Raw genomic sequence first — 25,636 nt, forward strand, 5'->3', positions numbered from 1 at the left:
TATAATATGTGTTTTTTGAAAAGTTCTAAAAAACGAAAAAGCCTTTAAATACAAGTATTTAAAGGCTTTTGATTTTTAAAATTTCTTTCGAAACTCTATCTGGCGGAGAAAGAGGCTCCGCCACCTGTATCGAAAGCACCAGTAAACACTGAGTGTTATGTTATGTAAAAAAAGCAGGGCACTAATAGGGCACTCTTAAAATTCTTGGGTTTACTAACCTCAGTAAATGTAGGAAAAAAAATCGAGAAGTAGCTGGGAAATTTCGAAAAATGGGATTCGATGATGTCTTTATCAGCTGTTAATCATTTCGATTGCCTTCTAGAATATTAGAGTTATTATTTGTTACGAACATTCTGTAAATTGCTGTTTCGAGATATTTCTTTTATAAGATTTAAAATTAGCTCCTAAGAAAAGTGAATTCTTTTTTATAGTCTGAATGTATATCCGATTGCGAAAAAATTTGCTACTTGTAATTTCTTTACAGTTAAATTCTCTATTTTATCTTTGTGACCGGGCTGGAAGTCTATACCTGCAGCAAGTCTGTCAACATATCCGACTATGCCACCATAATCAAGTGTTAAGCTATGTTTTCTTCCAATTGATAATCCAAATCCACCCAATAATCGCGGCTGGGGATTTTCGTTTATTGATAGTCCAGGACCAATATTGAAATGAACTCCTATCCAGTCTTGATGCACCTTCAATCCTCCTCTTAGAAAAACTGCAATGCCAAGTTCTCTGTCGAGGTCGTCCTGTTTTATAACCTGATAATTGGCAACGCTGTCAATGGTAGTGGTTTGAACGTTATATCGGCTTTGTGTCATATTTGAATAATAAAAGGAAGTGCCTATTGACCAATAATCTTTTGAAAACAGTGGGAAAGTAAAGCTCATATTTTCTGATTGTACGCCGATTGTACTGTCTCTAGGAGTAAATGCAATATTTACCGTTGCACGCTCTTTGGAGAATTGTATAGGTAAAGAAATGAATTTTTGGTCTTTTCCATTTAGATATAAAACTGATGTTATTAATTTGGTCACGTTATCTGCAGAGATTGAATCTAGTAACTCCTGACTTTTCGTTGTCAGCAGCTTGGCTGATTCTCCAAGTACTTCGGTTTTTATTTTATACTCTGGATTTTTTTCTAAAAACTTTTTTGTTACTGGATCTTCGATAAATCTTTTATAGTCCGAATTCAAATTTGCAATTTTAGTTTGTTGGGTGGTTATATCTTTTCGGAGTGCAGTAAATCTCACTAGTGCTGCTACGCCATCATATTGAGCAGTTTTTGGAGCAGTTGAAAGCTGGTCAATGCGTTGTTTGTAAATTTCCAGTCTTAGGTCTTCATATTTAGCGGCTAGAGATTGAAGTTCTTTTTTTAATTCTTCAGCTGTATTTAAATGAATATTTAATTCTTTTGCAGTTGTGTTATTTTTAGCACTTACTATATCAGTAATTCGCTTTCCATTTACTGTTTTTTCAACTGCAACTTTTGCTTCTGTGTCAATTGGTGCAGCGGCTCCGCCTAAAGAATTAAAACCACTCAGGTCAATATCTGCGAAAGTAGGCATTTTAAGCGCACTACTTATTAGTGTGTCTTTTGAATTGACAATTATAGAATATAAGTTAGGATTTATACTGGTAATATGGATTCTATAAAAATCCCCCTGTTTTATTTTATTTGGCAGAGTTGGAGAGTCTCTGGTACTAAAATCGAACTTAACTTCTTTTTCCTGAGAAATTGCGTATTGACAGCTAATTAGAAATAAAAAACAGATTAAAAGTTTTGCTTTCATAATTTATGGTTTTATAGTTTTTTTACATGGTATTCTTTGTCCTTTGGAATTATAACAGCACTTTTCAGACCAATCGCAAGGTGTTATTTGGTATAACTTTCGAACAATCTCTATATCTACTTCTGACAGAAAAAAATTTCCAGCAACTGGGCAGCATTTATTCTCAGTTAATGAATCTGGAATTTCGTAATGCATGATTGATGTAGAATCATATTTCAGACTGTTAAGGGTGGCTTTATCGTAGCGGAAAAAAATATTGGAGTCGACTTTTTCTTCTTTCCAAGGCGGGTTCTGTGTAATCTTGTAATATTCATATACTTTTTCTTTATCCCATCTAATATTAAATCCGGGTAATTGATGCTCATGCACTAGTCCCAGTACGTGTCCAAATTCATGTAAGATTAACTGTCTGATTTTTTTTTCAGGTTCGTGTTCATTAACCCAGCCTAATTTCATTGTGGGCTGTTCCTTGGGGATATTTTTGGCATCTCTTCCTATAGCGGATTCAGATCCTCCAGGTTCGAACGAGATGCGAATATCTCCTGAGACGCTACTTTGGGGCGAAATGAAGTTAAAGCGGATGTTCGGAATTTTATCAGGATCATGTTCGGAGGCTACCTCCCATTCTTTGGCATAAAGTTTTACTTTGTTGATCTGAAAAGACGTACCGTTCATAAATTTTACTTCAAGTCTCAAAGGCAGTCCGACAGGAACATCCCATTTAAATTCCTCTGAAGCGGCTGTTTGAACTCGCTCTATATATAAGGTACCGCCTTTTTTTTTCTTTTGTTCTTTGCCAGAACGTATTTCGGTACAAAACTTAAGGCGCTTTAGACCTTCAATCTGATTTTGTCTATAATGCCACCACAAAGCAAGTAGGAGCAATAAAAAAAAGGTCAATAAAATAATCCAAAGGTTTTTTTTCATAGTTGTAAATTAATTTTGTAACAATAATCTACATTATTTATCTCCTGTTTCCGATGCTTTATAGTTGCTGTTTCTGAATTATTTTTTTAATATGAACATTTATTTCTTAAACATCTTTTAACAAAGTACTGAACATTATAGTTAGACAAATTTCGATATTAAAATAATTAAAAAATAGAGTATAAATACTTGATTTTTAGTTATTTGATTTTTTTTTAGTTTATCAGATTGCAATTAAGTATTGCTAATGAAAAATAGGAAGAATCCATCTCGTAAAGGATTTATGACATCAAAGAACCAAAGGACTTCTTTTTTGTAACCAAGAATTTCTGCACTGATTTTTAAGGGCTGATTAAAATAGTAAAGGATTTTTGAGATTAATCACCTTTAAAAAATTAGTTTATGATCACAAATGCTTTTTATATTTTCAATTAAAACAGGAAGTTTGATTTGAAACCTGTACTGGCAAAATCATACTAACTAATCTAAATTAAGACGCTATGGATGAAAATATTGATACGCTTTTAGGGCAAAATTATAAAATCGATGAGGGACAGCCACCTGTATCGAATGCACCATAAAACATTGAGTGTTATGTTTATTCAAAAAAGAAGGGCATCAATAGGAAACTCTGAAGTTCTTTGGGTTTTAATACCTCTAAAATGTAGAGAAAAAAATCGAAAAATAGGCGGTAAATTTTGAAAAAAATCATTTGTTTTGCCGGTTTCAGCTGTTTAACAATTCATTTTCTTCAGTCTCTTCAAAGTCTTCAAATTCGGGTACAACATTTGTGCTGGCTTGAAAATATTTGTCATTCCCCCATGATGAAATGATCCATGTTGTTAATTCGTTACGTCTTATTTTGCAATTTTCGACATTCCAAATATCAAATTCAGCTATTTTTCTTTCTTGACGGATATCAGAATTTGAATAGCAATATCCTAACCCTGCTGTTCCTTTTTTTCTTTCGAATTCAAAATTACTGTATCTCGAATTATCTTTTGTCAGTACCAAATTTGAGATGTCATGCATATATTGTTGACGATCAGATTCAGACCAGGTTTTTAGCCAATTGGAATTAACATCAGGCTTTTGTGGTAGAATATGTTCTATAGTAGAATCCGTTAAATCTTGCCAGTTTAGTTTTGGTTTGTTCTTGTCTTTTAAGAGGTAAAGTTCATATTCAAATAAAGTATATTTTAATAATTTCTTCCATTGATACCACGAAAAGAAATCTTTGGTTAGTGATTTTCTGAAGCTATTTTCATTGGAATACCAATTTATAGCTCCATATATCCAGTCTGTTACAGAATTTAAATGATGTTTAGAAGAATAAATATCGTCTGCCCAGCGATAAAAACTTGAAATCCCTGAATTACTTCTTTTACCTTCCCATAAAAAAACTCTGTAAGAAAATGTTTCAATTGCTTTTAGAAAATTATAGTACGAAAGGTCGTCGACTTCATTATTTTCATGTTTTATTCTAGCTGCTATCATAACTGGTAGAAAATTTGCGATATTTCCACTATTTCTAATCTTGGATAACAGAGCAAATTCTTTATCGATGTTAGATATACTGCGTGGCTTTGTAATAGCAGAATAATGTTTTGAAATTAGTGCAAGTCCATCTGCAAAAGACTTCAGAAAAAGCTTTACATTTTCTTTACTTTTTATTGAAAAATCACGTAAGGGGATTACTTCGTCAGATTTAAAACCGGTATATCCAAGCCAACTTTTAGGTGTGTGGTTAATTAATAACGTCCATGAAACTCGTAGGCACTGCGTTTCATTGCCATTACACTTTGCTATATTAACGTAAACTTCTTTCCATGTTTTATTAATTGTTTTTGTTAGATCTTCTTTTTCTGAATTTTCCGGTACATTTCGGTATATCCAGTACATGAGGTAGTTTTTAAGTAATTCCATTGAAGACAAATCCTTACCTCGGGAGTTCATTAATTCAAATGTCATTCCGATTTCACTTTCAACCTCTATAGGATAGTATGAAAAATTTAGTTTTCTTGTTATTGCATCAAATAAATCTTTCAAGTATTCTACACCATTTTCCTTACGTAATTGAAGTTGTTCGTGAATATGTTCTTTTAAAAAAAGATAGGCACTAAGAATTCGTTTCTGATGAATGGAATTTGCATCAATGTTGGTACTTCCTTTTGAAATGAGATCAAAATAAAAATCTTCCGTTTCGTTATTAAGTCGTAGTTTACTTTTACTGCCTGAATACAAATAAAAAGGAGTTTCATCTTTATAATCTTGTTGTCCTTTATTGACAAGTTCCTTTATAATTATTGACAAAAATAAACTGCAGGTGGTTAGCCTTTGCTGTCCATCAACCACATCTACTATTTCCGGCCTCTTAACTCCATAGTTGCATGTAGGCTTATGTGGTGCTTGGTATATCACGATAGTTCCGGTATAGTGATTTATAATTTTATCGTCTATTAGTGCATCAATGTCCTGTACAAACTCTTTCCATTGTTTTTCTTCCCATGCATAACCTCTCTGATAATCGGGTATTTGAAAAATTTTGCCTTCTAAAATGTTTGATAATGTTTTTTTTTCCATGTAATTATATGTAAATTCTTGTTTGATTAACTTTGTTCAAAGTTTTAAAATAGAAAAAGTAAGACTATAAGAATTTGATTTGTATTTTATTTTTGTGACCTGACTCATTTTTTGTCATTTTGAAATAATCTCTGGCAAATATTTGGATACAATGTCTTTTGTAAGTTTAGAAAGTGGTCTTTTATTAAAATCTAATTCATTGATATAATTATTAAAATAAAATTTATAGAAATCTGCTTTTGATGAATTAAGTGCTTCTATAAATTTGAATATGGACTGAGCGTAAAACGGACTTTTTTCATCTAATTTCTCATATATCTCCCCAACAATATCGGTATGTGCCTGATATATCTCCTGAAGTTTAAAAATTTTAACACTACCTTCCTTATCAGTAGGTTTTATGCCCTGAAGCTGCCGTTTCTTTTTTGCAGTAGTGCTTGGTTTTATATTTAGAGATATTTCAAAATTTGACGGATGGCTTTTGTCCTTGTGGAGCCCTTTAAACGAAAAATCGAAATATGCATCCTTACCAAAGCCATCCATATAGGGATGTAAATATTTGTCTAAATCAAATTCAGTTTTACCTTTGAGGTAATAATTGCAATTACTGCAAGAGGGTATTAAATTATAGAAAGAAACTGCAAGCGCAGGATGTTTAGCCTTTGCAAAAAAATGATCAAAACTGGGACGAATAATTTTTCTGTTTTTATTTTCTATAATCGTTGAGATATATGACCTGTTGCAATATGGACAAACATTTACCTGTAGGGCTTCGGCTAATTGATAGGCATTATAGTACTTAGTCTCTGCTTTATTACAAAATGTATCATAGTCAAAAATATTTTCAAACAGTTTCCTGATATTTTCCAGACTATCCCATGATGGAATAATTTTTTTTTCTTGATTTTTAAGTTTATCCGGCTCAGAGAGAATAATGCTTTTCAGGGTATCTCCTTTTTTTAATAAAGAAAACAAATCAATATAATTTTGTGTATTAGCAATATAAATTTTTTTAATTTTTGCTGACTGGGTTAAATTACTATAGTGTGCTTTCTTTGTTAAATCAGAAGGGTCAATAAATAAGAGTTTAAGGAGTGCAGTTTTTTTCTTTAATCCAATATTAGTGACCTGTTTACTCAACTCTTTAACCTGAATGCTTCCGTTAATAACCTGAAATGCTAAAGAATAGAAATCAATTCTGTCAGTGACTAATTTATGAATGCCAGTATAAAAATCATCTTTTATGTCTTCTAAATCATTATGCTGGATCTTTATCATTTCTTATTGATCTTAAATAGTTTGTTTCTCTTTCTCTTTCGGATATTAGAAGGTCAATATCAGATGTCTCCATTCCTTTTGCTATTTTTTCAAATAATTTAGCACGGATAAATGGCTCGCCAATAATATTAATTAAGGGCTTAAACCCTTCATATTCGGCATGCGTATATTTCTCTTGTTTGAAAATCTCCTTGATTAATAAATCTATTTTATACTGTGCAAAATCCCCCATTAAACCATCGCTAATAAAAAAGGCATCTGTAAATAGCGAATGTATATTAGCCCCAAAAGTTGCATTATGTTTATTTAAGGTCTCGATTTGATTGTTTTTTTTTGACTCAGATTTTGTTAGAAAATTTATGCATTGCTTAGGTAAATCTGAAACAACAAAAGGGGAATGGCTTGTTAGGATAAGCTGTACTTTAATTTTATTTTCTGGAGTTTGATTGACATATTTTTCAAGGAAATCGATCCATATTTTTAAAAATTTCCTTTGCCATAAGGGGTGGAAACCAATTTCAAATTCATCTATCAAAATAATAAATTGTTTTACTTTTTTGTATATGAGATTATTTAGTTCATACGATATAAATCTGGAAAAGATTTTTAAAAATTGTTTTTCCCCTGTACTTAGCCCTCTAATATCCAAATCAAAAATTGTAGTTGGAGTATACTTTACTTTAGATTCTTTGTCAAAATTTTTGATAGTACTATTCAGGGCATCCAAATCCGGAAGTTTTGACAAGTCAAATCTTTCGCGTTTATAGTCCCATATTTTTAGTTTCCTAATTTTATTCTCAAAACTATCAAGTGCTTCCAGATCTAATTTTCCAGTAAAATTCTCGGCAAAAGAGGATCTTTTAAAATATGATCTTATTTGATGTGTATATGAATTTTTATTATTAAAATTCTTCATTACATCTTGTATGAGTTCCATAAATGGAGTCAATTTATTATTTTCACTTAACTCTCCCATTGTCTGCATGATCTGCTCGCGAATATGTCGAAGCAATAAGTAATAATAAAGGTGTTTTCTTAATTTTCCGTTAACTGATGATGGATTGTAATCATAAAATTTTTTCCTGAAGTAACCTCCCAAGCCATTTAATTTTATTTCTTTAAAGAAAAGCTGATCCTGTTCGGATATTGTATGCTCTTTTTCGATTAACAATACAAATAAATCTATAAGTGGGCTAAAGGCCATTTCATCATAGGTTGTAAAGAAAGTAGTATCAATATCGTTGAAAAGCATATTGATTGCTAAATTATCTATGGAAAAGGGAATAAACTGCTTAAATTTACTGTGCAATAAATCTAAGTTTCGTTGAGATTCCCCGGATCTATAGGTTAAAATTGGATTCTCGCCTGAATAGACTGCCTTATCAGACTTGTATTTATTTTGATCGTCTGTCATCAAAGATATATCTGAAATATCTACATAGTAACCATTTTCGTATTCTTCTGAAAGACTAAAGAGTGATTGATAGACCCTTGTTGTATTCTCTAAATTAATTTCGCCTGCAAAGTTTATTATAATGGTATCATTAATGTAATTGCCCAGAATTTGTAGTCCTAATGCATGATGTTTATCGTCTGAATCATTTTCTGTATTGAAATTTCCCTGATTATTTTTATATTTATTTATCAGATCAGCTCTACCAACGATAGGTAATTTTTTTCCGATCCATTTTGGGTTAAGTTTTATCTTGACATCTGATTTATTTATTATACAATCGTCGATAATAATAAATCCTGCAAGTGAAGTAGAATGTGATAAAAAACTAGCTATGAAATGTAGTGCAGTTGATTTTCCGGCTCCGTTAGAACCAACAAGTGCTGTAATACCTGAAATTGTGTCGTTTTCAATATGAAAAAAATCAACTGGAATTTCGTTTTTTATTTCTTTAGTAATTACTCCTGTTTTTTCATCAAAAGAATAACAAGCATTAGGATTAAAATTAAATCCCTTATTTTTTAAAACACCATAGTCTTCTATCCAAATATATTCTAGCTGCATCTGAAATTATTTTTTCCTAGATATAATAATTCGCTTTTTGCTTATATGAATATTTTGGAAGTTTAAAATAAGTAACGATTTTTTTAGCTGCTTTTTTAATAATGAAATTAGCTTCTAAATTCCAAACATACCATTAATTTGGCATTTTATCAATGTTTATTAGTAAGTATTTTTTGAAGTTTTTAAATGTTTTTGTTCCATATTATTGATTGAATTAATATAATTTATTAAATCATTTTATGGCTCTTTCGCATTTAAAGTTAAATTTCACCTTTTTAAATTCTCCAATTAATGAATACAAAAGGTCATTGTTATCAAAAGTCTATTATTCTGCTGGCAGCATATTTCAAGCTTAGGTCTACTTTAAGTTATCGAGATGTTGAAGAGATAATGAAAATGCAATAGTTTTCTAAGTCTGTATAATACTTTTTGTGTAAAATTTAAACTTATAGCAGTTTGAAATTAATATTTTTAACTTAATGGTGTGCACTTAATAATCCATTTTTTAATCTTTTAAAATTTTTTCTTTATGTAGCCTGGAGGTCTACTTTTAAATAAGATATTTTTTACTCCTGAAACTTGTTCTTTGTCCAAAGATTCAACAGGTAAGCTAACGACTTGACTTGAAAATAATCCCTGCCCTTTATGACGATATACAATTCTTTTAAAAGAATCTTTTGCGGGGCTAAAAGCTATCGAATCCCCAAATTCACCTGTGTTACAAATAATTACATTACAATAAACTAATCTGGCAATTGCTTCTGCTAGAAAATAATATGAGTCTGTATCCTTGTTGTGCGAAATAATTATTAAATGATGAATACGACCTTTATACACTACAAATCTTTCAATATCAAAAAAATCTGAGCATATTGCTACGCCGATATTTCCAAATTCTCCTGCGTTCATAATATATATTTCAGGTAGGGGGACTAAAGTAAAATCCTTTTGGAAGATTTGCTCTTCTTCACTAGAATAAAAAGTTTTTCCAAAATAAAAATGAGAACATGCTCTTGATGGAACCAACGAAGGCCAATTACTTGGTATAATGACTGTCGCTCTATTATACATTTTATCGTCATCTAAATAAAAATCAAGACCCGCAATAACAATGCATGATGAAGCATTTGCTAATCTTCTTAAATCTAATTCGTATCCATGAGGCACAGAAACTTCAGGGATAACGATGATGTGAGGTTTCTCATAGCCATTCATTAAATCTACAAAGCCTTTTTTTAATTCGGCCCAAACTTTCTCCTCACTTTCTTTAGACATTTGAAAAGTACCTGCAGGCCAAGCTATATTGCCTTCAACAACAGTTTGGATAAAGCCAATATTAATAAATTCTTTTAGCATATTATTTATTCTATATTTTCTATAGCAGATTCCCCTAGATAATCAGCTCTTTTTAATTGTATTAAACTTATTGGAGTTAGTTGACGGGGCTGTTGACTTGAAACTAATAGTTGTTGATTCTTAAGTTTTAAAAGAGCTTTGTCAACTAGAATTATAAAATCATCAATGATTTTTATAGGTGGCGGATCATAAGTTGTATCATCATCAAATTCAAAATCCAATCGGGGCAATCTCAAATTAAATTGAGTTTCAATATTTTTTTTTGAAAAACAAGAGCTAATAATGCTTCTCGTGTAGGTTGAAACGGCAACATCTCCTAATTTTGCATTTGCTAATCCTGTCCAGCCCTGTTGAAATCCAAGAGGATTCCATTTATTAGGGAGGTAAGTATTTTTTGCTAGCAATGAGACTAGTAAGTTTCCTAATGCATAAAACATAGCTTGATTTGGATCAATACTATCTTCAAAGAGAGGAATAAATCTATTCTCCATAATCAAATTTTCTTTTGATCTCATTGTAATTTTTCTAGTTTGCATTAAGTTAGAAAGTAGCTCCCAAGTTAATTTTCTCTCCATATCAAACCATTTTTTAGGTACGCGGAAATTGTGAGGATGAACAAATTTATAATATTCAAAATCTCCACCGCCTGACAATTCTTCACTCAAACTTTCTTGTTTTGACCTAATATCCTCCGCAACCTGTTTAACTATCTCCAAAGCTGTCCATTCACTAAGTCTAGGATCGAAAGTTATTCCATTTTCATCAATCTTATCTAGCTGAGATTGTTCAGAAGTCCATTTTATCCATTCAAAAAGAGTTAAGCTACTTTTTAATTTTTTATCTTTCCTTATTATTTTTGAGAATATGGGTAATTTCTTTGCTTGATTTAATTTTTGGCTTTTATAAATATCAAATAGAACAGCTTGGTTCGCATCAATGTCAAATTCAGTATTCTTTTCAATAAGCAAGAGAGATTTTAATGGTATATGAGTTGGATAAAGTAGTAATACATTAAAATCTATGGAATTTTTAAGCTGTAATTTGGAAACCATTTCATCCCATAAATAAGGCTTCTCTTCAAATTTTCTTCTAGGTAATTTATTAAATATCCACCATGACCAAATACCTAAATTATCTAAATCTTTATCGCCCTTCTCGATGCCCTTCAAATTAAATTTATAATTGATATTAATTTGTATTTTTTCAGATTCTCCTAAATACTTTTTATTTACTAGATCCTTAATTTTAATACATGCGTAAATGAATTGATGAAAAGAAACCATTTCATAAAATTTAAGCTTTTCATTGCTAAGTTTTATGAAGGAGTTAATTAATTTCTCGTTATACAAATTATGTAAAAAATTTATTGCCCTTTGCTTTTTTTTATGAGATGAATTAATACTATCTAATACCCTAACAGCTTCAAACAGTACATTAGTTAAAACTTGCAAAATTAAGGCATTAATAAATGTTAAAGAAAGATCATTAACTTCATCTCTATCTTTTAGTTTCTTTATTTCAGATAATAGTAATTTTGGGCTTCCTTCTCCAGATCTTAGAAAAAATTCAGCTAGCCTTCCCCATAATCTGACTTTATCATGATTGTCTTGTACGGCCTTTAATAACAATTTAATTGTGTGATTAGCTATTCTTTTCTCTTCATTTTTTAGTCGATCGTTTTCAGTTTTTAAAGCATTTTGATAATCAGTCCTTTCAATGTTTAATTTCGCAATTAAAATCTCAATTTCTATTTTATCTAATTTAGATTTATTGGTTTGGTAAATTTCCTGATCTTTTATACATATGTTTTTATGCAAACGATATTCTTCATTACTATCTACACTCATTTGAGGAATTAGTGATGTTAGCATTCTTGCAGCAAATGATACTCTTGTATCTTTTCTAAGTTCATGATCAGGGAATTCGGTAACTAACAAATGCTCAACGTCAGCTATCAAATTTTTTTCTTCATGAGGACTCAGTAAATTAAATGTTGTTCCTGCAATTGTAGATACTTTTGACAATGTCTTTGTCATTAATGGACTAGGGAAGTCGGGATCAAGGCTACAATGACTTTTTGCTTTCTCGTAATTTGAAAGCTGTTGATCATTATTGTCTTCAATAGATTTAAAATATTCCGCCAGAGATGCAGGTTCTGTTTTACTTGGATTAAAATTAGTCCCAATTTCGCTTTCGAGAATTATTTTCTCATATTTTTTTATCCAATCAACTAATCCGTCAAAGGATGTGGACAGGATAACATGATCATCGACGTATCTAAAATGCGCAATTGTTCTATTGATTTTAAGTTCTGCCTGTACTTGTTTGTCAACATGCAATAATGCAACATTTGCTAAAAACCCTGCAGTAAAAAGTCCTGTAGGTAAATTCTGGTAATTCAAATTGCCGGAATCGAGATTAATAATTTTTAATTCCTCCTCCGACCATCTATCAATATTCAGCTTAAAATCTAAAAGATTTGTAATCAAGTAATTCAAATCCTCACATCGAAGTTTTTCAGGCAGGAAAGTGGAAATATTTTTAATAATAATGCTATTATTAATGCTTGGGTAAAATTTCTCAAGATCCAATCCAGCCCAATATAACTTTTGAGTTTTTTTACCTGTCCAATATTCAAAATTTAAATAGTCTGATTTTAAAGGATGATTTGAAAGTTGATCATTAACTTCAATAACTTTTTTTTCGTTTTGATCTAAGTCTTCAATAAATGTATCTTCTTTAGTTAAGTATTTCGTTGTGATATTTATATGTCTGCGATATAAAGGCCAACTTTGCGACCATTTACGATAAGTATACTGTGTCGTATTTCTATAGAATCCAAATCTTAATATATCGTCGTAAAACATAGTGATATATAATCTGTTTCCATAACTCCAAAATGGCATTTTAGAATCTAAATACCTGCCAATGATATTTACCACAGCTAGCCAAATTACTTGATCTCTTACTGAAATCCAGAATGTTTGTCTAGTTCTCGGACCTTCCTCATTGCGCCCTTTTGGAAACGCAACGGGTTTTATAAATTCTAATTTATAAGAATTATCTAGAACATCTTGTCTTATTGACGCAAGTTCATTAGCTAAATTTGCCTCAAAAGCGGCAACTTCAATCTCATTGAACCATATATCGCCAGGTTTATAAAAGCTTTTCGCCTTTTCCCATGCCCAATATAAATTATTATGATCGATTATCTTTTTTACTAAAATACTCATTTAAATCTTTATAAGGTTTTGGAATTTTAATTAGCTGTACAGTTTTACCAATTGTGTCAAATGCAATTCTAAGATTTTTTAAAAATATTTCTCCCCCATTATCCATATCTGGAATTGCGCATATTTGGAAGTTGCTAAGTAAGTCTAAATATTCGTAATTAAAATTATTTGCTCCTAAAACACCAATAGCCTTAAGATTCAATCCAATAGCTGAAATAGTGTCAGGCACACCTTCACACAGATAAATCTTTTCTCCGTCACTTAAATGGGCTAAAATAGTAAGATTGTATAAAGAAGGCTTAACACCTAATAAATTTAAATATTTTGCTTCTGATGTTTTAAAATTTAATCTTCTAGCTTGAATATAAATTATACGATGGTTTAAATTCAAAAAAGGGAAGATAATAACATGATCCCACCATATAAATTTGGCGTTTCCTTGGGGGTCTTTCTTACATAGTCCACAATTTAATAGTGATTCAATACTCCAATTCTCCTTTAAATCCTCAAAAACTGAATGTGGGTAAGGAATATCTTTTATATTAAGTTCCTCTAAAATCTTATCTGAAAAATTTCGGGACTTACATAAATATTCTCGGCCTTTATCACTAAGTGTTAATTTACTTAAAAGATATTCATATATTTCAGAATTAGGAACGAATAAATTTTCTTCAGGAAGTTTCGCTACTTTTACTGGTTTTGTAAAAGATCTTTTTTGTAACGAACTATTATGGATTTGAAATTCTTGATAAAACCACCGTAAAGCTTCTTTAAATGAAATTTTCAAATAACTCTGAACAAGTCGTATTTGATCTCCCCCTTCATCACATCCAAAACAGTTAAATAACCCTTTTTTATCATCAAAATTTAAACTAGGATTTTTATCATGTCCAGTATAGCAAAGAGCCTTTTTTCCCTTTACTTCAATTCCAAGTCTTTGAGCGACTTCAAGAATTGATAATTCTTTTATTTTGGATATTATGTCATTCATTTAGTTTATTAAATAAACTGCAATGTAATTAAATTATGTAAGATTTACATTATTATCTGGTTGAAGTGTACTTTTTAGATTTTATCATCTGAAAGAGATCAGATTCGCTGATAAGTGACATGATTTTATATCCTAAATTTTTAAAAGTAAAGCTGTTTATAATATGCTTAGATATAATTTTCTGAATGTTTGATGCTAATAAAATCTTTACACACGGTTTTTAAATTAAGACTAAAAACCTTGATTAGATTTAAAAATATACTTCACATTTAAAAACATTTAATTAATTAAATTTTCTCAAATAAAAAAGCCTGATAATTAACTATCAGGCTTCATTCATTTAAATCTGTTTATGTCAGTTCTATAAATTCATAGAAAGAATTTTCAATAAAGATATATAAACTTTTGAAATCAAAAAACAGTATAAGTACGTATTGTGTATGAATTTTAAAATCATTTTCTTGGTACGGATTTCCGTAATAGAGTAATAATTTTTATTATGTTATTTGTAATTGAGCAACAATATTTATTTATGATTTTTTTTAAAACTATTATAAAATCAAATAATTAATACTTTAAAGCCGACAAAGAAGATTGCGTAAATCTCAAAAACTCTCGTGTAAATTTCACAAATAAAAAATATCCAGATTTAATCGGAGAAGTTTATTCCCATATTACTGACGTCTCTTAAGTATATTTCGCATCGAATGTTATTAGGAGAAAAGTTTAATTTTATTGACAATATAAATTATGAATTTAAAAGATCTTAAAGAACAAGTTTCCGTTGCTATTGACAATTTAAAAGATCACGGTAAATTTCCAAAGGAGAATAATCACTATGATTATAAGATGGAATTAAATTTTTTTGGAATAACAGATCCTACAGAAATTTTTATGAGAAACTTTGCCAAGGATATATTATCATTTGGCAATTCAAATGGAGGTATAATATTACTTGGTATAAAGGAAGATAAAATAAATGGGACTTTAGAAGATGTTGGTCTAGATATTAAAAATTTGAGTTTATTTGATAAACTTGATTTAAATGATATTTCTCAAAAGTTCCAAAAAATAGCAAAAAGTAATGTTGATATTGATTTACAATCTTTTCAATTGGGAACAAGAAAATATTATTACCTATTAATAGGGAAACAGAATCAAGTGATAATTCCAATTAATGACTTTCTCGATTATAAACTAAAAAAAGGTGACATTGTATATAGAGTTTCAAGTAATAATAAGATAGCGAACGAGACAACACAAGATTTTAACCATTTTCTTCAAATTAAATCAAATGAAAAAAGTAAGGAATTTATGGAGATTTGGTCCAAACTTCTACCAGAAATATTTGATATTAATCCTCGAGAAATTTTGATTATTAATCCTAAAAACAATACGGTTTATGGATTTAATGGTAAAGATAATGTATTGTCAAGTAGTGAAATTGAAATAGATAAATCTGAAGATGGAATATTTAATATTATTTTAAACGCTATATCGGCGGGTGATATTGGTAAGATTTCCGATGATGAAGGTAAGCCATTGTATAAAATTGTAGGAGAGGTCAAATCATTAACGCCGAGAGATTTTATTTCGTTATCTACATTGTGGACAGAATCATTAAGAATTGCAAAATATAAGTTTTCAAACTTTCAAATAAAATCAGTAGTGAAGTATTTAGATTGGGTGTACGATGAAAAATTTAAAGTTGAAAACCCGCCTGAGAACACAATTAACTTAAAATACAGTACATATATCTGGTTAGAAACTTTAGACACAATTAAAGATTCTCACAAGGTTGTTTTTTCTAAGGAGGCAATTAATATGGTTGTACAAGTTATTGATGATTCATCCTTACATAAAACTGTTTTCAAAAGAAACTTAGAACTAAAAAAATAAGAAAGTACGTAAATTAAAGAAAAGTTGCTGGCAATTGAAAAAAAACATACTTATAATAATGTATGATTTATATGGTTAAATTTTTCTATTTTTATTCGTTTTTATAATCTAACTTAAAATATTTATATGGGAGGGCAACATTCACTACGAGGTTATTTAGTACAATCCCTAATTACTGTAATTGATTCATTGGTTGACAAGGAATGGAGTTCAGTCACTTTAGAACCAAACAAAGAATCTGAAAAAGTCGATATTAAATGGTTATATTCTAATGGAGACAAAAAAGTAGCACAGGTAAAATCTTCTATCAATAACTTCAAATATTTTAAAGCCCAGCAATGGAGTACTGAACTAGAAAGTTCAACGATTGATGCAACTCATTATGAATTAATTTTAGTTGGACATCCTGACGAAAAATTAAGCAAAACCAAAATAATAGGGAAGGTTGTAATTGCACCATTTAAATCTCTAAATATGGATTCTCTTTTAGATGAAGCTTCAGTTAAAATAGATAAGTTTTATGAGCAGAAAGGGAAGTCAAAAATAATCGCCTCTGTACGAGAACTACTTGTTAAGGCTTTGATTCAGGAAATTAACTTTGGCGCAATTTCTGGAAAAGAAATTTTTCGCAATGAATTTGAAGATCTGCTTATTGATTGGATAACAAGTATTGAAAAGCAAATAGCTTCAAATCCATGGAGCTCATTTGCACCTCCATTTTTGAGTAGTAATATTCCAATTGGAAACAGAATTGTGGAAAATATCTTTGAGCTGGTAGGATGGAATAATTTTAACAAAAATGAGGTCGTCCAACTTTTCGACGACCATATTGGAGAAGAGATTGACTATAATTTGCCATATCGAGGTGAAATTGAAAGCGGTTTGATTGATAATACTGATGATTTTATTATGGTCGATGTTGAACACGATTTTAGTTATCCAGATGATCCAAAACAGATCATAAATGACAACATCGAAAAGATCACATTATTTAGTAAAAATTTTAAAGATCAAAATAAAATACCAGTAAAAAGGAATGAGCAAACTAAAATCTATAGTGTGTTATTTATGTTAAGCTCTGACAATAAAGAGCTTAAAGAGGACTTTATCTACGAATCCCATGAATATTTTAAACGCGAAAAACTTGAAGATTATATTCAATATTTAATGGTAGATAACGCTAGAGCAACGTTTTTGATCAGTTCAATTGTATCTGCCAAGAACTACAGAACCGAAATACCAGTAAAATTTTTGTACCCAATTACTGATCTAAACTCAAGTCCAGGAAAAATTGGCAAAAGAGGACTACAGTTACCACCTCAGTACATTAACTCTTCTGTGTTGCCAATAGTAAAAGAATCTCATGATAAGATAAGTATTCTTCTATATTGTGCGGATAATTTTGATCCAGACAGCCTTAAAAAACTCATCTGGTTAACTATAAGTTTGACTAGTGGATATGGTAATGAATATATAATATATTTTCCGGATTTTGATAATAACTTTGATAATGTAGTTAAAGACATTGTTCGCTCTTTTAATGATCCCGGATTAACTTCAAAATTAAAGGTTCAAAGGTTTGATCGAGTTGAATCAATGGCTATCAGTGATATAAAAGCTCATTCTTCAGTCTTAAATGATGAGGCTTATAATGAATCAGTTTTGCCCAATAAAGATTCTTCTAAAGTATTAAATAAAGCTTTTACAGAAATTTTGCCATATGGTGATATTTTAAAACCGTTCTTAAAGACGGATGCGATTTTATCTAATGATTTGAAAATTTTCTTATCCAAAAGAGGATTATTTATTAAAAGTGCGGATAAGAAAAAGTTGATTACTGTAATTAGTCCAATACTTTTTAGTCCCAGAGAGTTGGATGATTTCAAATCTATGATTGAAATTAAAGAAAAATCATCTAAGACATCACAAGAAATATTTAAATTAGCCTCTACAAAATCTTTAGAAGAAATAGTTAAAGCTTTTGCACCTGTAAATATAGAAGAAATCACTAAAAATCTTGATACAAAAATACTTAGTAGCCCCACATTTAAAAAAGATCCAGAGAAGTCCAATGAATATGTAATGGAAATTAAGACGGAGAAAAAAGACCCTACTAATTATTTAGCAGTTAACACTACATATGGTAAAATTACAATTTCATGTAAAATCGATAGTGGTAATTTATTTATTAATTCGGTCAAAACAACAACTACGGATGATAAATTAATAGCATCTAGGATAATTAAATCGAATAAGGCATCTCTACTAAATAAAAATATCATTGAAAATGACTCAATACAATTGTTATTTAGTAGGTTTGATAACAACAAGGATCGAGTAAATTTTTTATTAAGCTTTTCTAACATTGCAGATTCTGTTATTTTTTCGGAAGCTGAAATAAGAAAAATAAAGTATAAATTTGACAGAAATCAAGAGATTCCGGATAGTCTTAAAGATCGATCTGACCGTGATATAGTAACTTATTTAAATGGTAAAGACCTTGGGGGATTAGTGGATATCTCAGATGAAGAATTTAAAAAGCTTTTGTTGCTGGATGAAGTTGAAATCTTCTATAAGTACAATTGGCAAAATATAAAAAATGGAGGTTATTCAGTTAAATATAATTTCTCAAATTCTATTTATAATAAAAGTGGTGTTGATGGAAATTTTAGATCAGAACCATACTTGTTTTTATCTGATACAGTAAAAAAATTATCTAATATAGATAGATTAAAAAAGGAATTAGCGGATACAATAGACGATCTTAAAATAACGAAACTTAAAGAATATAACATATTATAATGGATTTTTCAAATAGTACAATATTAAAAGCAATAGTTCACGAAATAGGGAATAAATTTAGGGATGAAGGAATTCTTTATTCTGAGGCGGATCTCGATGTAGAAAATGATGATACGCAATTATTGTTTTCTAGGTATCTTTTGGGATCTTTTAAAGGAACTGAATTTTATAATTTTTTTCATTCGACTGATTTAGATATGAATGAAGTCTATTCGTATGTTAAAAATATTTTTAAAAATAATGAAGAATTTAAAGAACAGTCTAAAAAGATTTCGCTCCATCTTTATAATGAGTCAACCCATCCAAAAATAAATAAGGGAGAAATTTATATAGTATACTTTCAAGATTGTAGAATTGATGATGAATTAATTGATGCAGTCGGTTTGTTCAAATCTGAAACAAAAGAAATGTATCTAAAAGCCCAGAAAAAACATGCTAATTATGTTTTAGCTTCTGACAAAGGGATGAATGTAGATAAACTAGATAAAGGTTGTATAATTTTTAATACTGATGCAGATAGAGGATATAAGATTGCTTTAGTGAATAGTTCTCGCTCCGAAGATGCTCAATATTGGAAAGAAAAATTTTTGAATGTTGTACCTGTTCGTGACAACTATTACTCAACTAAAAATTATCTTTCTTTAGCTAAGTCTTTTGTAACTAGTCAATTAACGGATGAAACTGAAGTAAGTAAGGCTGAGAAGGCTGATTTGCTAAATAAATCAGTAGAATATTTTAAAAATAATAGCCAATTTGTAGAAGAGGAATTTACATCAACAGTTTTTCAGAATTCTAAGGTTGCCGATTCTTTTAAAGAATTCAAAGAGAGTCATGAGAAACAAGGAGAAATTCTACCAAAAGATTTTGAGATTTCTCCACAAGTTGTAAAAAAGCAGGCTAGAGCTTTTAAAAGTGTTATTAAACTTGATAAAAATTTTCATATTTATGTACACGGCAAACCTGATTTAATTCATAAAGGATTTGATGAAGAAAGTGGAAAACATTTTTATAAAGTGTTTTTTGATAGTGAAACATAATTAAGTATATAATTATTGTCGACATTTTAGCAATCAATCTTAATATTTAAATTAGATAATTTACTCTTTATAGTTTAATTATCTGATGATTATTCAATAATATTTTTTTTAAGGAAAAAGAGAAAAAAGAGAGCAGTTTAGGAAGGTAGGGCAGCCGCAAGTGAATTGCTATAAATCCCGAGGGGGTTAAGTATTTTTTCACCGCTTTATCGAAATTACATTTATGACTGAATAAAAAAGATAAAATGAATTGCCCAAAATTTATTCTCGTGATAGAAGAAATTTCTTAAACGCAACAATATCGGATTCGCTTATTGAATAATATGTTTTAGCAAAATCGGTTAGAGAAAATCCCATAGCTTCCAAAATTAAGATTAATGTTGTTGATTTAGCTACAGATTTAGCATTAAGAATGTTTGAAACAGTAGCTTTTCTAATATCTCCCTCATCGGAAATTTTTCCGTAACTTTTTACAATAATATCCACATCATTCTCATTATGAGGATAATTTTTATTGCTTTCTAATAACCTTCTCAGGCTAAGTGCAGTTTTTAATTTTATATTTTCTTCACTAATTTTTTTCACATTGCAATTAACCATATCTAAAATAAATAATCGGTACGCTTTGGCGTACCGATTATTTTTAATATATTTGATTTTGTAACTAGTCAAATAGTAACTTTTTTGTTAAATTTGCGATTCTTCAATAAAAAATTTGAAGCATTCGCTTTGAATCTCGTATAGGAAAACTGGCGTTTTTAAATTACCACGAGATGATAAGTGCAAATGCTCACGCCATAAAGGGCGTGGGCTCACTTATTTGTGGTAAAGGTACCGCCAGTACCTCCTATACAATAAGCTGAGTTCCGCGCCTCTTTTTTTTGGACATACCTCAACTTCTCAAAGCAGTCTCCTTAGATATTAAAGAAACGCAGCCTTTTTGTTTAACCTGTAAATAGTTTGAATATGATGTAGCTGTTAATTTATTATTTGTAATACCCGGCCTACTAGTTTTATTATTGTTGAATTAGTAAAAGCAAATGCCGGGTTATTACCCTATCGATTCTATATCTTGTAACATTGACAGGTTAGAAAATCATACCTTTTTTATTTTAAAATATTAAAATCATAAAACTTATGCCAATGAAATAATACTGTTATCATCTAAATTGAAAACTCAATATCAGTTTCAACAAAAATAAAAATGGCCCTCTATGACAGCGACCAAACTAATATAGAGGACCATAGTCAATCAAACCAACGTTTAACTAACCAATCCAATATTATGAATAATTTTTCATTTTACAAGGATAGGAAAGCTCTATATTGCCTAATTTTTATCTGGCTGTGTACGTCTTTCTTATCCTCTTTTGCCGCAAAGCCAAAAGGGCATTTCTATAACATTTTACAACAACATCAAATAGAGGGGGCTGTAAGTGACGGAAGTTCTCCCTTGCCGGGTGTTACAATAGCGGTAAAAAACAAATCAAATAATACTGTGATATCTGATTACAGTGGAAAGTTCTCTATTTCTACTGCTCCTTATGATACTTTAGTTGTTTCATTCATCGGATTTAAAACGGCTTTAATTCCTCTTGCGGGAAGGAAAAAAGTGGATATTTCGCTCCAGTATGATTCTACTACTCTTCAGGAAGTTCGTGTCAATACAGGCTATTATTCAGTTAAGGATAAAGAGCGTACTGGGAGCATTGCGAAAATTAAAGCAGGAGATTTCGACAAACAGCCTGTCAACAATCCATTAGCAGCAATGCAGGGACGTATGGCAGGGGTAAACATCACTCAAAACACAGGCGTGCCGGGTGGAGGCTTTAATATTCAGATCCGAGGTCTTAACAGTATACGGGGAGACGGCAATGATCCATTGTATATTGTAAACGGAGTTCCGTATTCTTCACAGTCATTAGGAGACCCGACTGTTTCGGCATCCGCTATTTCCGGTGTTACAAATCCGCTGAATAATTTAAATGTATCCGACATAGAAAGTATTGAGGTATTGAAAGATGCAGATGCAACAGCAATTTACGGTTCTCGTGGGGCAAATGGTGTGGTATTGATCACAACAAAAAAAGGAAGATCGGGAGAAACTCGTTTTAATTTAAATGCATTTACGACTGTCGGCAAAGTGGCAAGAAAAATGGATTTAATGCAGACCAACCAGTATCTGGCGATGCGTGCAGAAGCTTTTGCTAATGATGGTATCACTGAATATCCTGAAGGAGCTTACGATATTAACGGCACTTGGGATCAAAATCGCAATACGGATTGGCAGAAGGAATTAATTGGAGGCACATCATACATTCAAAGTATTCAAACATCCATTTCAGGCGGTAATAAAAATACACAATTCCTGTTAAGCGGAACTTATCACAAAGAAACAACTGTATTTCCAGGTGATTTTCATTATGGAAAGGGCTCAATAAACAGCAGCATTTCACACCAATCCGATGATAAACGCTTTAGCCTTAATTTTTCAGCCACCTATTCAGGGGATAAAAATGCACTGCCGGGCAGGGATTTAACCTCGCGGGCTTATACTCTTGCTCCAAACGCACCGGAGCTTTATAAAAGTGATGGCAGTCTGAATTGGGAAAACGGCACATTTATCAATCCATTGTCATTTCTAAATGGAACATATCTTACCACAAGCCAGAACCTTATTGCAAATGTAGTATTGTCTTATAATCTGCTTCCTGGTCTTCAGGTTAAGGCCAGCATGGGATATAACGATACCAGACTGTCCCAAAACGTAACCAGCCCACTAAGCATTTATAGCCCCTATGATACAAGTGAACATGAATCAACTCTATTTGTGTCTACCGGTACTGGCAGATCCTATATTTTCGAACCGCAGTTAAACTACCAAAAAGAATTGGGTGACATAGATCTAAATTTCTTGGTAGGCACAACATTCCAGAGCCAAAAAACGACGAAACTGGCACAATCTGCCTTTGGATTTGCAAGTGATGCCCTGCTTAACAGTTTGGCGGCGTCCAATACGGTGACTGTACTGAATCATGAGGTAACGCAGTACAATTACAATGCATTATTTGGCAGACTCAACATCAACTGGCAAAAAAAGTACATTGTGAACCTAACAGGTCGTCGCGATGGTTCAAGCCGTTTTGGCCCAGATAATCGTTTCGCTAATTTTGGCGCTCTTGGCGCAGCTTGGCTGTTCTCTAATGAAAATATATTCAAACAGAACAATTCTATAATTAGTTTTGGGAAGCTCCGCGGGAGTTATGGCATTACCGGCAATGATCAGATTGGAGATTACCAGTATCTGGATACCTATAAGGTTTCTCCTTATTTGTATGACGGGGTGGTAGGACTTTTACCGTCTCGTCTTTACAATCCTGATTTTGGCTGGGAGACAAACAAAAAACTTGAACTCGCATTGGAACTCGGATTCTTAAAGGATAATATTTTCCTTTCTGCTGCTTGGTTCCAAAATCGCTCATCCAATCAATTGGTCGGGGTGCCTCTTCCCGGGACGACAGGTTTTTCTTCTATCCAATCAAATTTTGATGCTACCGTGGAAAATACCGGTGTGGAACTGGAACTTCGCACGACCAATTTGAAGGGCAGGGATTTCTCATGGACAACTGCAGTAAACCTTACTGTACCAAAAAATAAACTGGTTTCTTTTCCAGGGCTTGAAAGTTCAACGTATGCAAACCAACTCGTAGTTGGTGAATCACTTTTTATCAAGAAAGTTTTTAATTACACTGGTATAGATCCTCAAACTGGGGACTACACTTTTCAGGATTTTAATGGCGACGGACAGATAACCTATCAAGACGATCGTCAGACAATCGTTGATACTTCTCCAAAATATTATGGAGGTCTAAGTAACCAGTTGACTTATAAAAATTGGTCTTTCGATTTTTTATTCCAGTTTGTAAAGCAGATCGGAAGGAATTATCTCTACACTTCAGCTCTGCCCGGATCCTTTGTAAATCAGCCTGTAGCTATGGGAAATCACTTCCCACAAGACGGCACGAGTGCAGTGTCGCAGCAGTACACCACTGGTCAGAATAGCACATTACTCGAAGGGCATTACAATTTGATTGACAGCAATGCAGCATTCAGTGATGCATCTTTTGTGAGACTAAAGAGTTTGACACTCATGTATGTAATACCATCAGCATGGTCAAAAACCTTTACAGGAAAGGTGTACTTACAGGGGCAAAACTTATTAACCCTCACTGATTTTCGCGGAGCTGATCCTGAAAATCAGTCTGCTTCGGCACTTCCACCATTGCGCCAGTTTACAATGGGCATTCAGCTTGGCTTTTAATTTAATCATCATCACATGAAAACAAGATTTAATATTATAAGAATAATTTTTGGAGCTGTATTTTTCAATCTTACAGCCTGCGAAGGCTTTACCGAAGTAGATACGCCGCAATCACAGCTGACGACCCCTGCTGTATTTGAAAATGTTAAAACCGCTGATGCGGCTATGGCTGACATTTATGCCCGTCTTCGTGAGGAAGGAATGGTTGCGGGCACGCTGAATGGACTGTCGAGTCTTTTATCAAACTACTCTGATGAAATGCAGTATACAGGTTCAAGTGTCGAAATTATGCAGTTCAATAACCATACAATTACGCCTTCAAACAGTTTAATAACAGGATTATGGAACAGCACTTACAGTGAAATCTATGCTGTGAATCTTATGCTGGAAGGACTGCAGAATTCAAAGTCATTAAAAGAGAATGAGAAGGCGCGATTATCTGGTGAAGCACTGTTTATCCGTGGATATCTTCATTTTTATCTGGTAAACCTCTTTGGTGATGTTCCCTACATAAAAACTACTGATTACAGCGCCAATAAAGCAGTCTCAAAAACAGCCCAGGAACAAGTGTGGCTCAATATTATAGATGACGTAACTGAAGCTGAAAAATTATTAACTGTTGAATATCCTTCCCAAGAAAGAGTCAGAGTAAACAAAGCAGCTGCCTCCGCTTTTCTATCAAGAATATACCTTTATCGTGAAGACTGGGGCAATGCAGCGGCCAAGGCGACAGCTGTAATTAATAATCCAAAGTACATATGGATTAATGATCTTTCAAAGGAATTTCTGCGCCAGTCCACTGCGACAATCTGGGCACTTCATCCAGGAACGGCCGGGCTTAATACTAAAGATGCACGTACCTTTATCTTTTCAAGCGGACCACCTTCCAAGCCGTCATTGTCTGCTTCATTTACAGCCAGTTTTGAATCTGGTGATCTGCGCCGTATTCAGTGGGTGCGCACCGTTTCAAATGCCACTGGCTCTTGGTATTCATCATACAAATACAAACAGCCTTTAGGCACTGCCTCTTCACAGGAATACACCATTTTGTTTCGATTAGCGGAACAATACCTGATTCGTGCAGAAGCCAATGCTCATCTGTCACATATATCTGATGCCAAGGCTGACTTAAATAAAATTCGCAGTCGTGCCGGTTTGGGGGATACAGCCGCAGATACGCAGACAGAATTATTGGACGCAATCGCAAAAGAGCGACGTTTTGAGCTTTTTACAGAACAGGGGCATCGATGGCTCGATCTGAAACGTACAGTAAAGGCAGCAACTGTGCTGAGTCCAATAAAACCGGGATGGAAAGACACACAGATGATCCTACCTCTTCCGCAATCAGAACTGCTGTTAAATCAGAATCTGCTGCCTCAAAATCCAGGTTATTAAA

The 25,636-nt window shown here is 31.9% G+C and carries 14 protein-coding genes; 5 read left to right on the forward strand and 9 right to left on the reverse strand.

Annotation, left to right across the window (positions count from 1 at the left end; all coding sequences use genetic code 11):
• Positions 1-425 precede the first annotated feature (425 nt).
• The 8 genes from A4F88_RS14845 to A4F88_RS14880 form a co-directional block, all read right to left on the reverse strand.
• Complete coding sequence (locus A4F88_RS14845; protein ID WP_068843431.1) at positions 426-1,796, reverse strand: hypothetical protein; 1,371 nt, start codon at positions 1,794-1,796, stop codon at positions 426-428.
• A gap of 3 nt (positions 1,797-1,799) precedes the next feature.
• Positions 1,800-2,723: a M12 family metallopeptidase gene (locus A4F88_RS14850; RefSeq protein WP_068843432.1), complete on the reverse strand. Its 924-nt coding sequence runs from the start codon at positions 2,721-2,723 to the stop codon at positions 1,800-1,802.
• Between the two features lie 726 nt (positions 2,724-3,449).
• Positions 3,450-5,306, reverse strand: a complete 1,857-nt coding sequence (locus A4F88_RS14855) for a DUF262 domain-containing protein (protein WP_068843433.1) — start codon at positions 5,304-5,306, stop codon at positions 3,450-3,452.
• A gap of 114 nt (positions 5,307-5,420) precedes the next feature.
• On the reverse strand, positions 5,421-6,584 hold the full coding sequence (locus A4F88_RS14860) for a hypothetical protein (RefSeq protein WP_068843434.1): 1,164 nt from the start codon (positions 6,582-6,584) through the stop codon (positions 5,421-5,423).
• Positions 6,565-8,601 (reverse strand): AAA family ATPase, encoded by a 2,037-nt coding sequence (locus tag A4F88_RS14865; protein ID WP_068843435.1) that lies wholly within the window; start codon positions 8,599-8,601, stop codon positions 6,565-6,567. The genes A4F88_RS14860 and A4F88_RS14865 overlap by 20 nt, the downstream gene beginning before the upstream one ends.
• A gap of 513 nt (positions 8,602-9,114) precedes the next feature.
• Positions 9,115-9,957 (reverse strand): carbon-nitrogen hydrolase family protein, encoded by an 843-nt coding sequence (locus A4F88_RS14870; RefSeq protein WP_068843436.1) that lies wholly within the window; start codon positions 9,955-9,957, stop codon positions 9,115-9,117.
• 5 nt (positions 9,958-9,962) lie between these two features.
• Positions 9,963-13,190 (reverse strand): RNA-directed DNA polymerase, encoded by a 3,228-nt coding sequence (locus A4F88_RS14875; RefSeq protein WP_068843437.1) that lies wholly within the window; start codon positions 13,188-13,190, stop codon positions 9,963-9,965.
• Positions 13,156-14,181 carry a CHC2 zinc finger domain-containing protein gene (locus A4F88_RS14880; RefSeq protein WP_068843438.1) on the reverse strand — a complete coding sequence of 342 codons (1,026 nt, stop codon included), beginning with the start codon at positions 14,179-14,181 and terminating at the stop codon, positions 13,156-13,158. The genes A4F88_RS14875 and A4F88_RS14880 overlap by 35 nt, the downstream gene beginning before the upstream one ends.
• Positions 14,182-14,931: 750 nt before the next feature.
• Here A4F88_RS14880 and A4F88_RS14885 point away from each other — a divergent pair.
• From A4F88_RS14885 to A4F88_RS14895, 3 genes are all read left to right on the forward strand, one after another.
• A complete protein-coding gene (locus A4F88_RS14885; RefSeq protein ID WP_068843439.1) occupies positions 14,932-16,080 on the forward strand; it encodes an ATP-binding protein in 1,149 nt (382 codons plus the stop codon).
• Positions 16,081-16,206: 126 nt separating this feature from the next.
• Positions 16,207-18,882, forward strand: coding sequence for a PD-(D/E)XK nuclease domain-containing protein (locus A4F88_RS14890; protein ID WP_068843440.1), 2,676 nt, complete (start codon positions 16,207-16,209; stop codon positions 18,880-18,882).
• The gene (locus A4F88_RS14895) at positions 18,882-19,919 is read left to right on the forward strand and encodes a nucleoid-associated protein (protein ID WP_068843441.1); all 1,038 of its coding nucleotides are present in this window, start codon (positions 18,882-18,884) and stop codon (positions 19,917-19,919) included. The genes A4F88_RS14890 and A4F88_RS14895 overlap by 1 nt, the downstream gene beginning before the upstream one ends.
• Positions 19,920-20,180: 261 nt before the next feature.
• On the opposite strand, the gene A4F88_RS14900 is transcribed toward A4F88_RS14895, so the two are convergent.
• On the reverse strand, positions 20,181-20,591 hold the full coding sequence (locus A4F88_RS14900) for a hypothetical protein (protein WP_143154963.1): 411 nt from the start codon (positions 20,589-20,591) through the stop codon (positions 20,181-20,183).
• 532 nt (positions 20,592-21,123) lie between these two features.
• On the opposite strand from A4F88_RS14900, the gene A4F88_RS14905 reads away from it, so the two are divergent.
• Together A4F88_RS14905 and A4F88_RS14910 are read left to right on the forward strand one after the other, a co-directional pair.
• On the forward strand, positions 21,124-24,240 hold the full coding sequence (locus tag A4F88_RS14905) for a SusC/RagA family TonB-linked outer membrane protein (protein ID WP_245179130.1): 3,117 nt from the start codon (positions 21,124-21,126) through the stop codon (positions 24,238-24,240).
• Positions 24,241-24,255: 15 nt separating this feature from the next.
• Positions 24,256-25,635, forward strand: coding sequence for a RagB/SusD family nutrient uptake outer membrane protein (locus tag A4F88_RS14910; protein WP_068843444.1), 1,380 nt, complete (start codon positions 24,256-24,258; stop codon positions 25,633-25,635).
• Position 25,636: the final 1 nt, after the last annotated feature.

It is taken from the genome of Flavobacterium chilense (assembly GCF_001602525.1).
Taxonomy (GTDB): Bacteria; Bacteroidota; Bacteroidia; order Flavobacteriales; family Flavobacteriaceae; genus Flavobacterium; species Flavobacterium chilense.

Coding starts and splice junctions, on each gene's coding strand:
- A4F88_RS14905 (WP_245179130.1), top strand. CDS start 21,124: ATGGCCCTCTATGACAGCGACCAAACTAATATAGAGGACCATAGTCAA.
- A4F88_RS14890 (WP_068843440.1), top strand. CDS start 16,207: ATGGGAGGGCAACATTCACTACGAGGTTATTTAGTACAATCCCTAATT.
- A4F88_RS14860 (WP_068843434.1), bottom strand. CDS start 6,584: ATGATAAAGATCCAGCATAATGATTTAGAAGACATAAAAGATGATTTT.
- A4F88_RS14910 (WP_068843444.1), top strand. CDS start 24,256: ATGAAAACAAGATTTAATATTATAAGAATAATTTTTGGAGCTGTATTT.
- A4F88_RS14850 (WP_068843432.1), bottom strand. CDS start 2,723: ATGAAAAAAAACCTTTGGATTATTTTATTGACCTTTTTTTTATTGCTC.
- A4F88_RS14875 (WP_068843437.1), bottom strand. CDS start 13,190: ATGAGTATTTTAGTAAAAAAGATAATCGATCATAATAATTTATATTGG.
- A4F88_RS14870 (WP_068843436.1), bottom strand. CDS start 9,957: ATGCTAAAAGAATTTATTAATATTGGCTTTATCCAAACTGTTGTTGAA.
- A4F88_RS14865 (WP_068843435.1), bottom strand. CDS start 8,601: ATGCAGCTAGAATATATTTGGATAGAAGACTATGGTGTTTTAAAAAAT.
- A4F88_RS14880 (WP_068843438.1), bottom strand. CDS start 14,181: ATGAATGACATAATATCCAAAATAAAAGAATTATCAATTCTTGAAGTC.
- A4F88_RS14895 (WP_068843441.1), top strand. CDS start 18,882: ATGGATTTTTCAAATAGTACAATATTAAAAGCAATAGTTCACGAAATA.
- A4F88_RS14885 (WP_068843439.1), top strand. CDS start 14,932: ATGAATTTAAAAGATCTTAAAGAACAAGTTTCCGTTGCTATTGACAAT.
- A4F88_RS14855 (WP_068843433.1), bottom strand. CDS start 5,306: ATGGAAAAAAAAACATTATCAAACATTTTAGAAGGCAAAATTTTTCAA.
- A4F88_RS14845 (WP_068843431.1), bottom strand. CDS start 1,796: ATGAAAGCAAAACTTTTAATCTGTTTTTTATTTCTAATTAGCTGTCAA.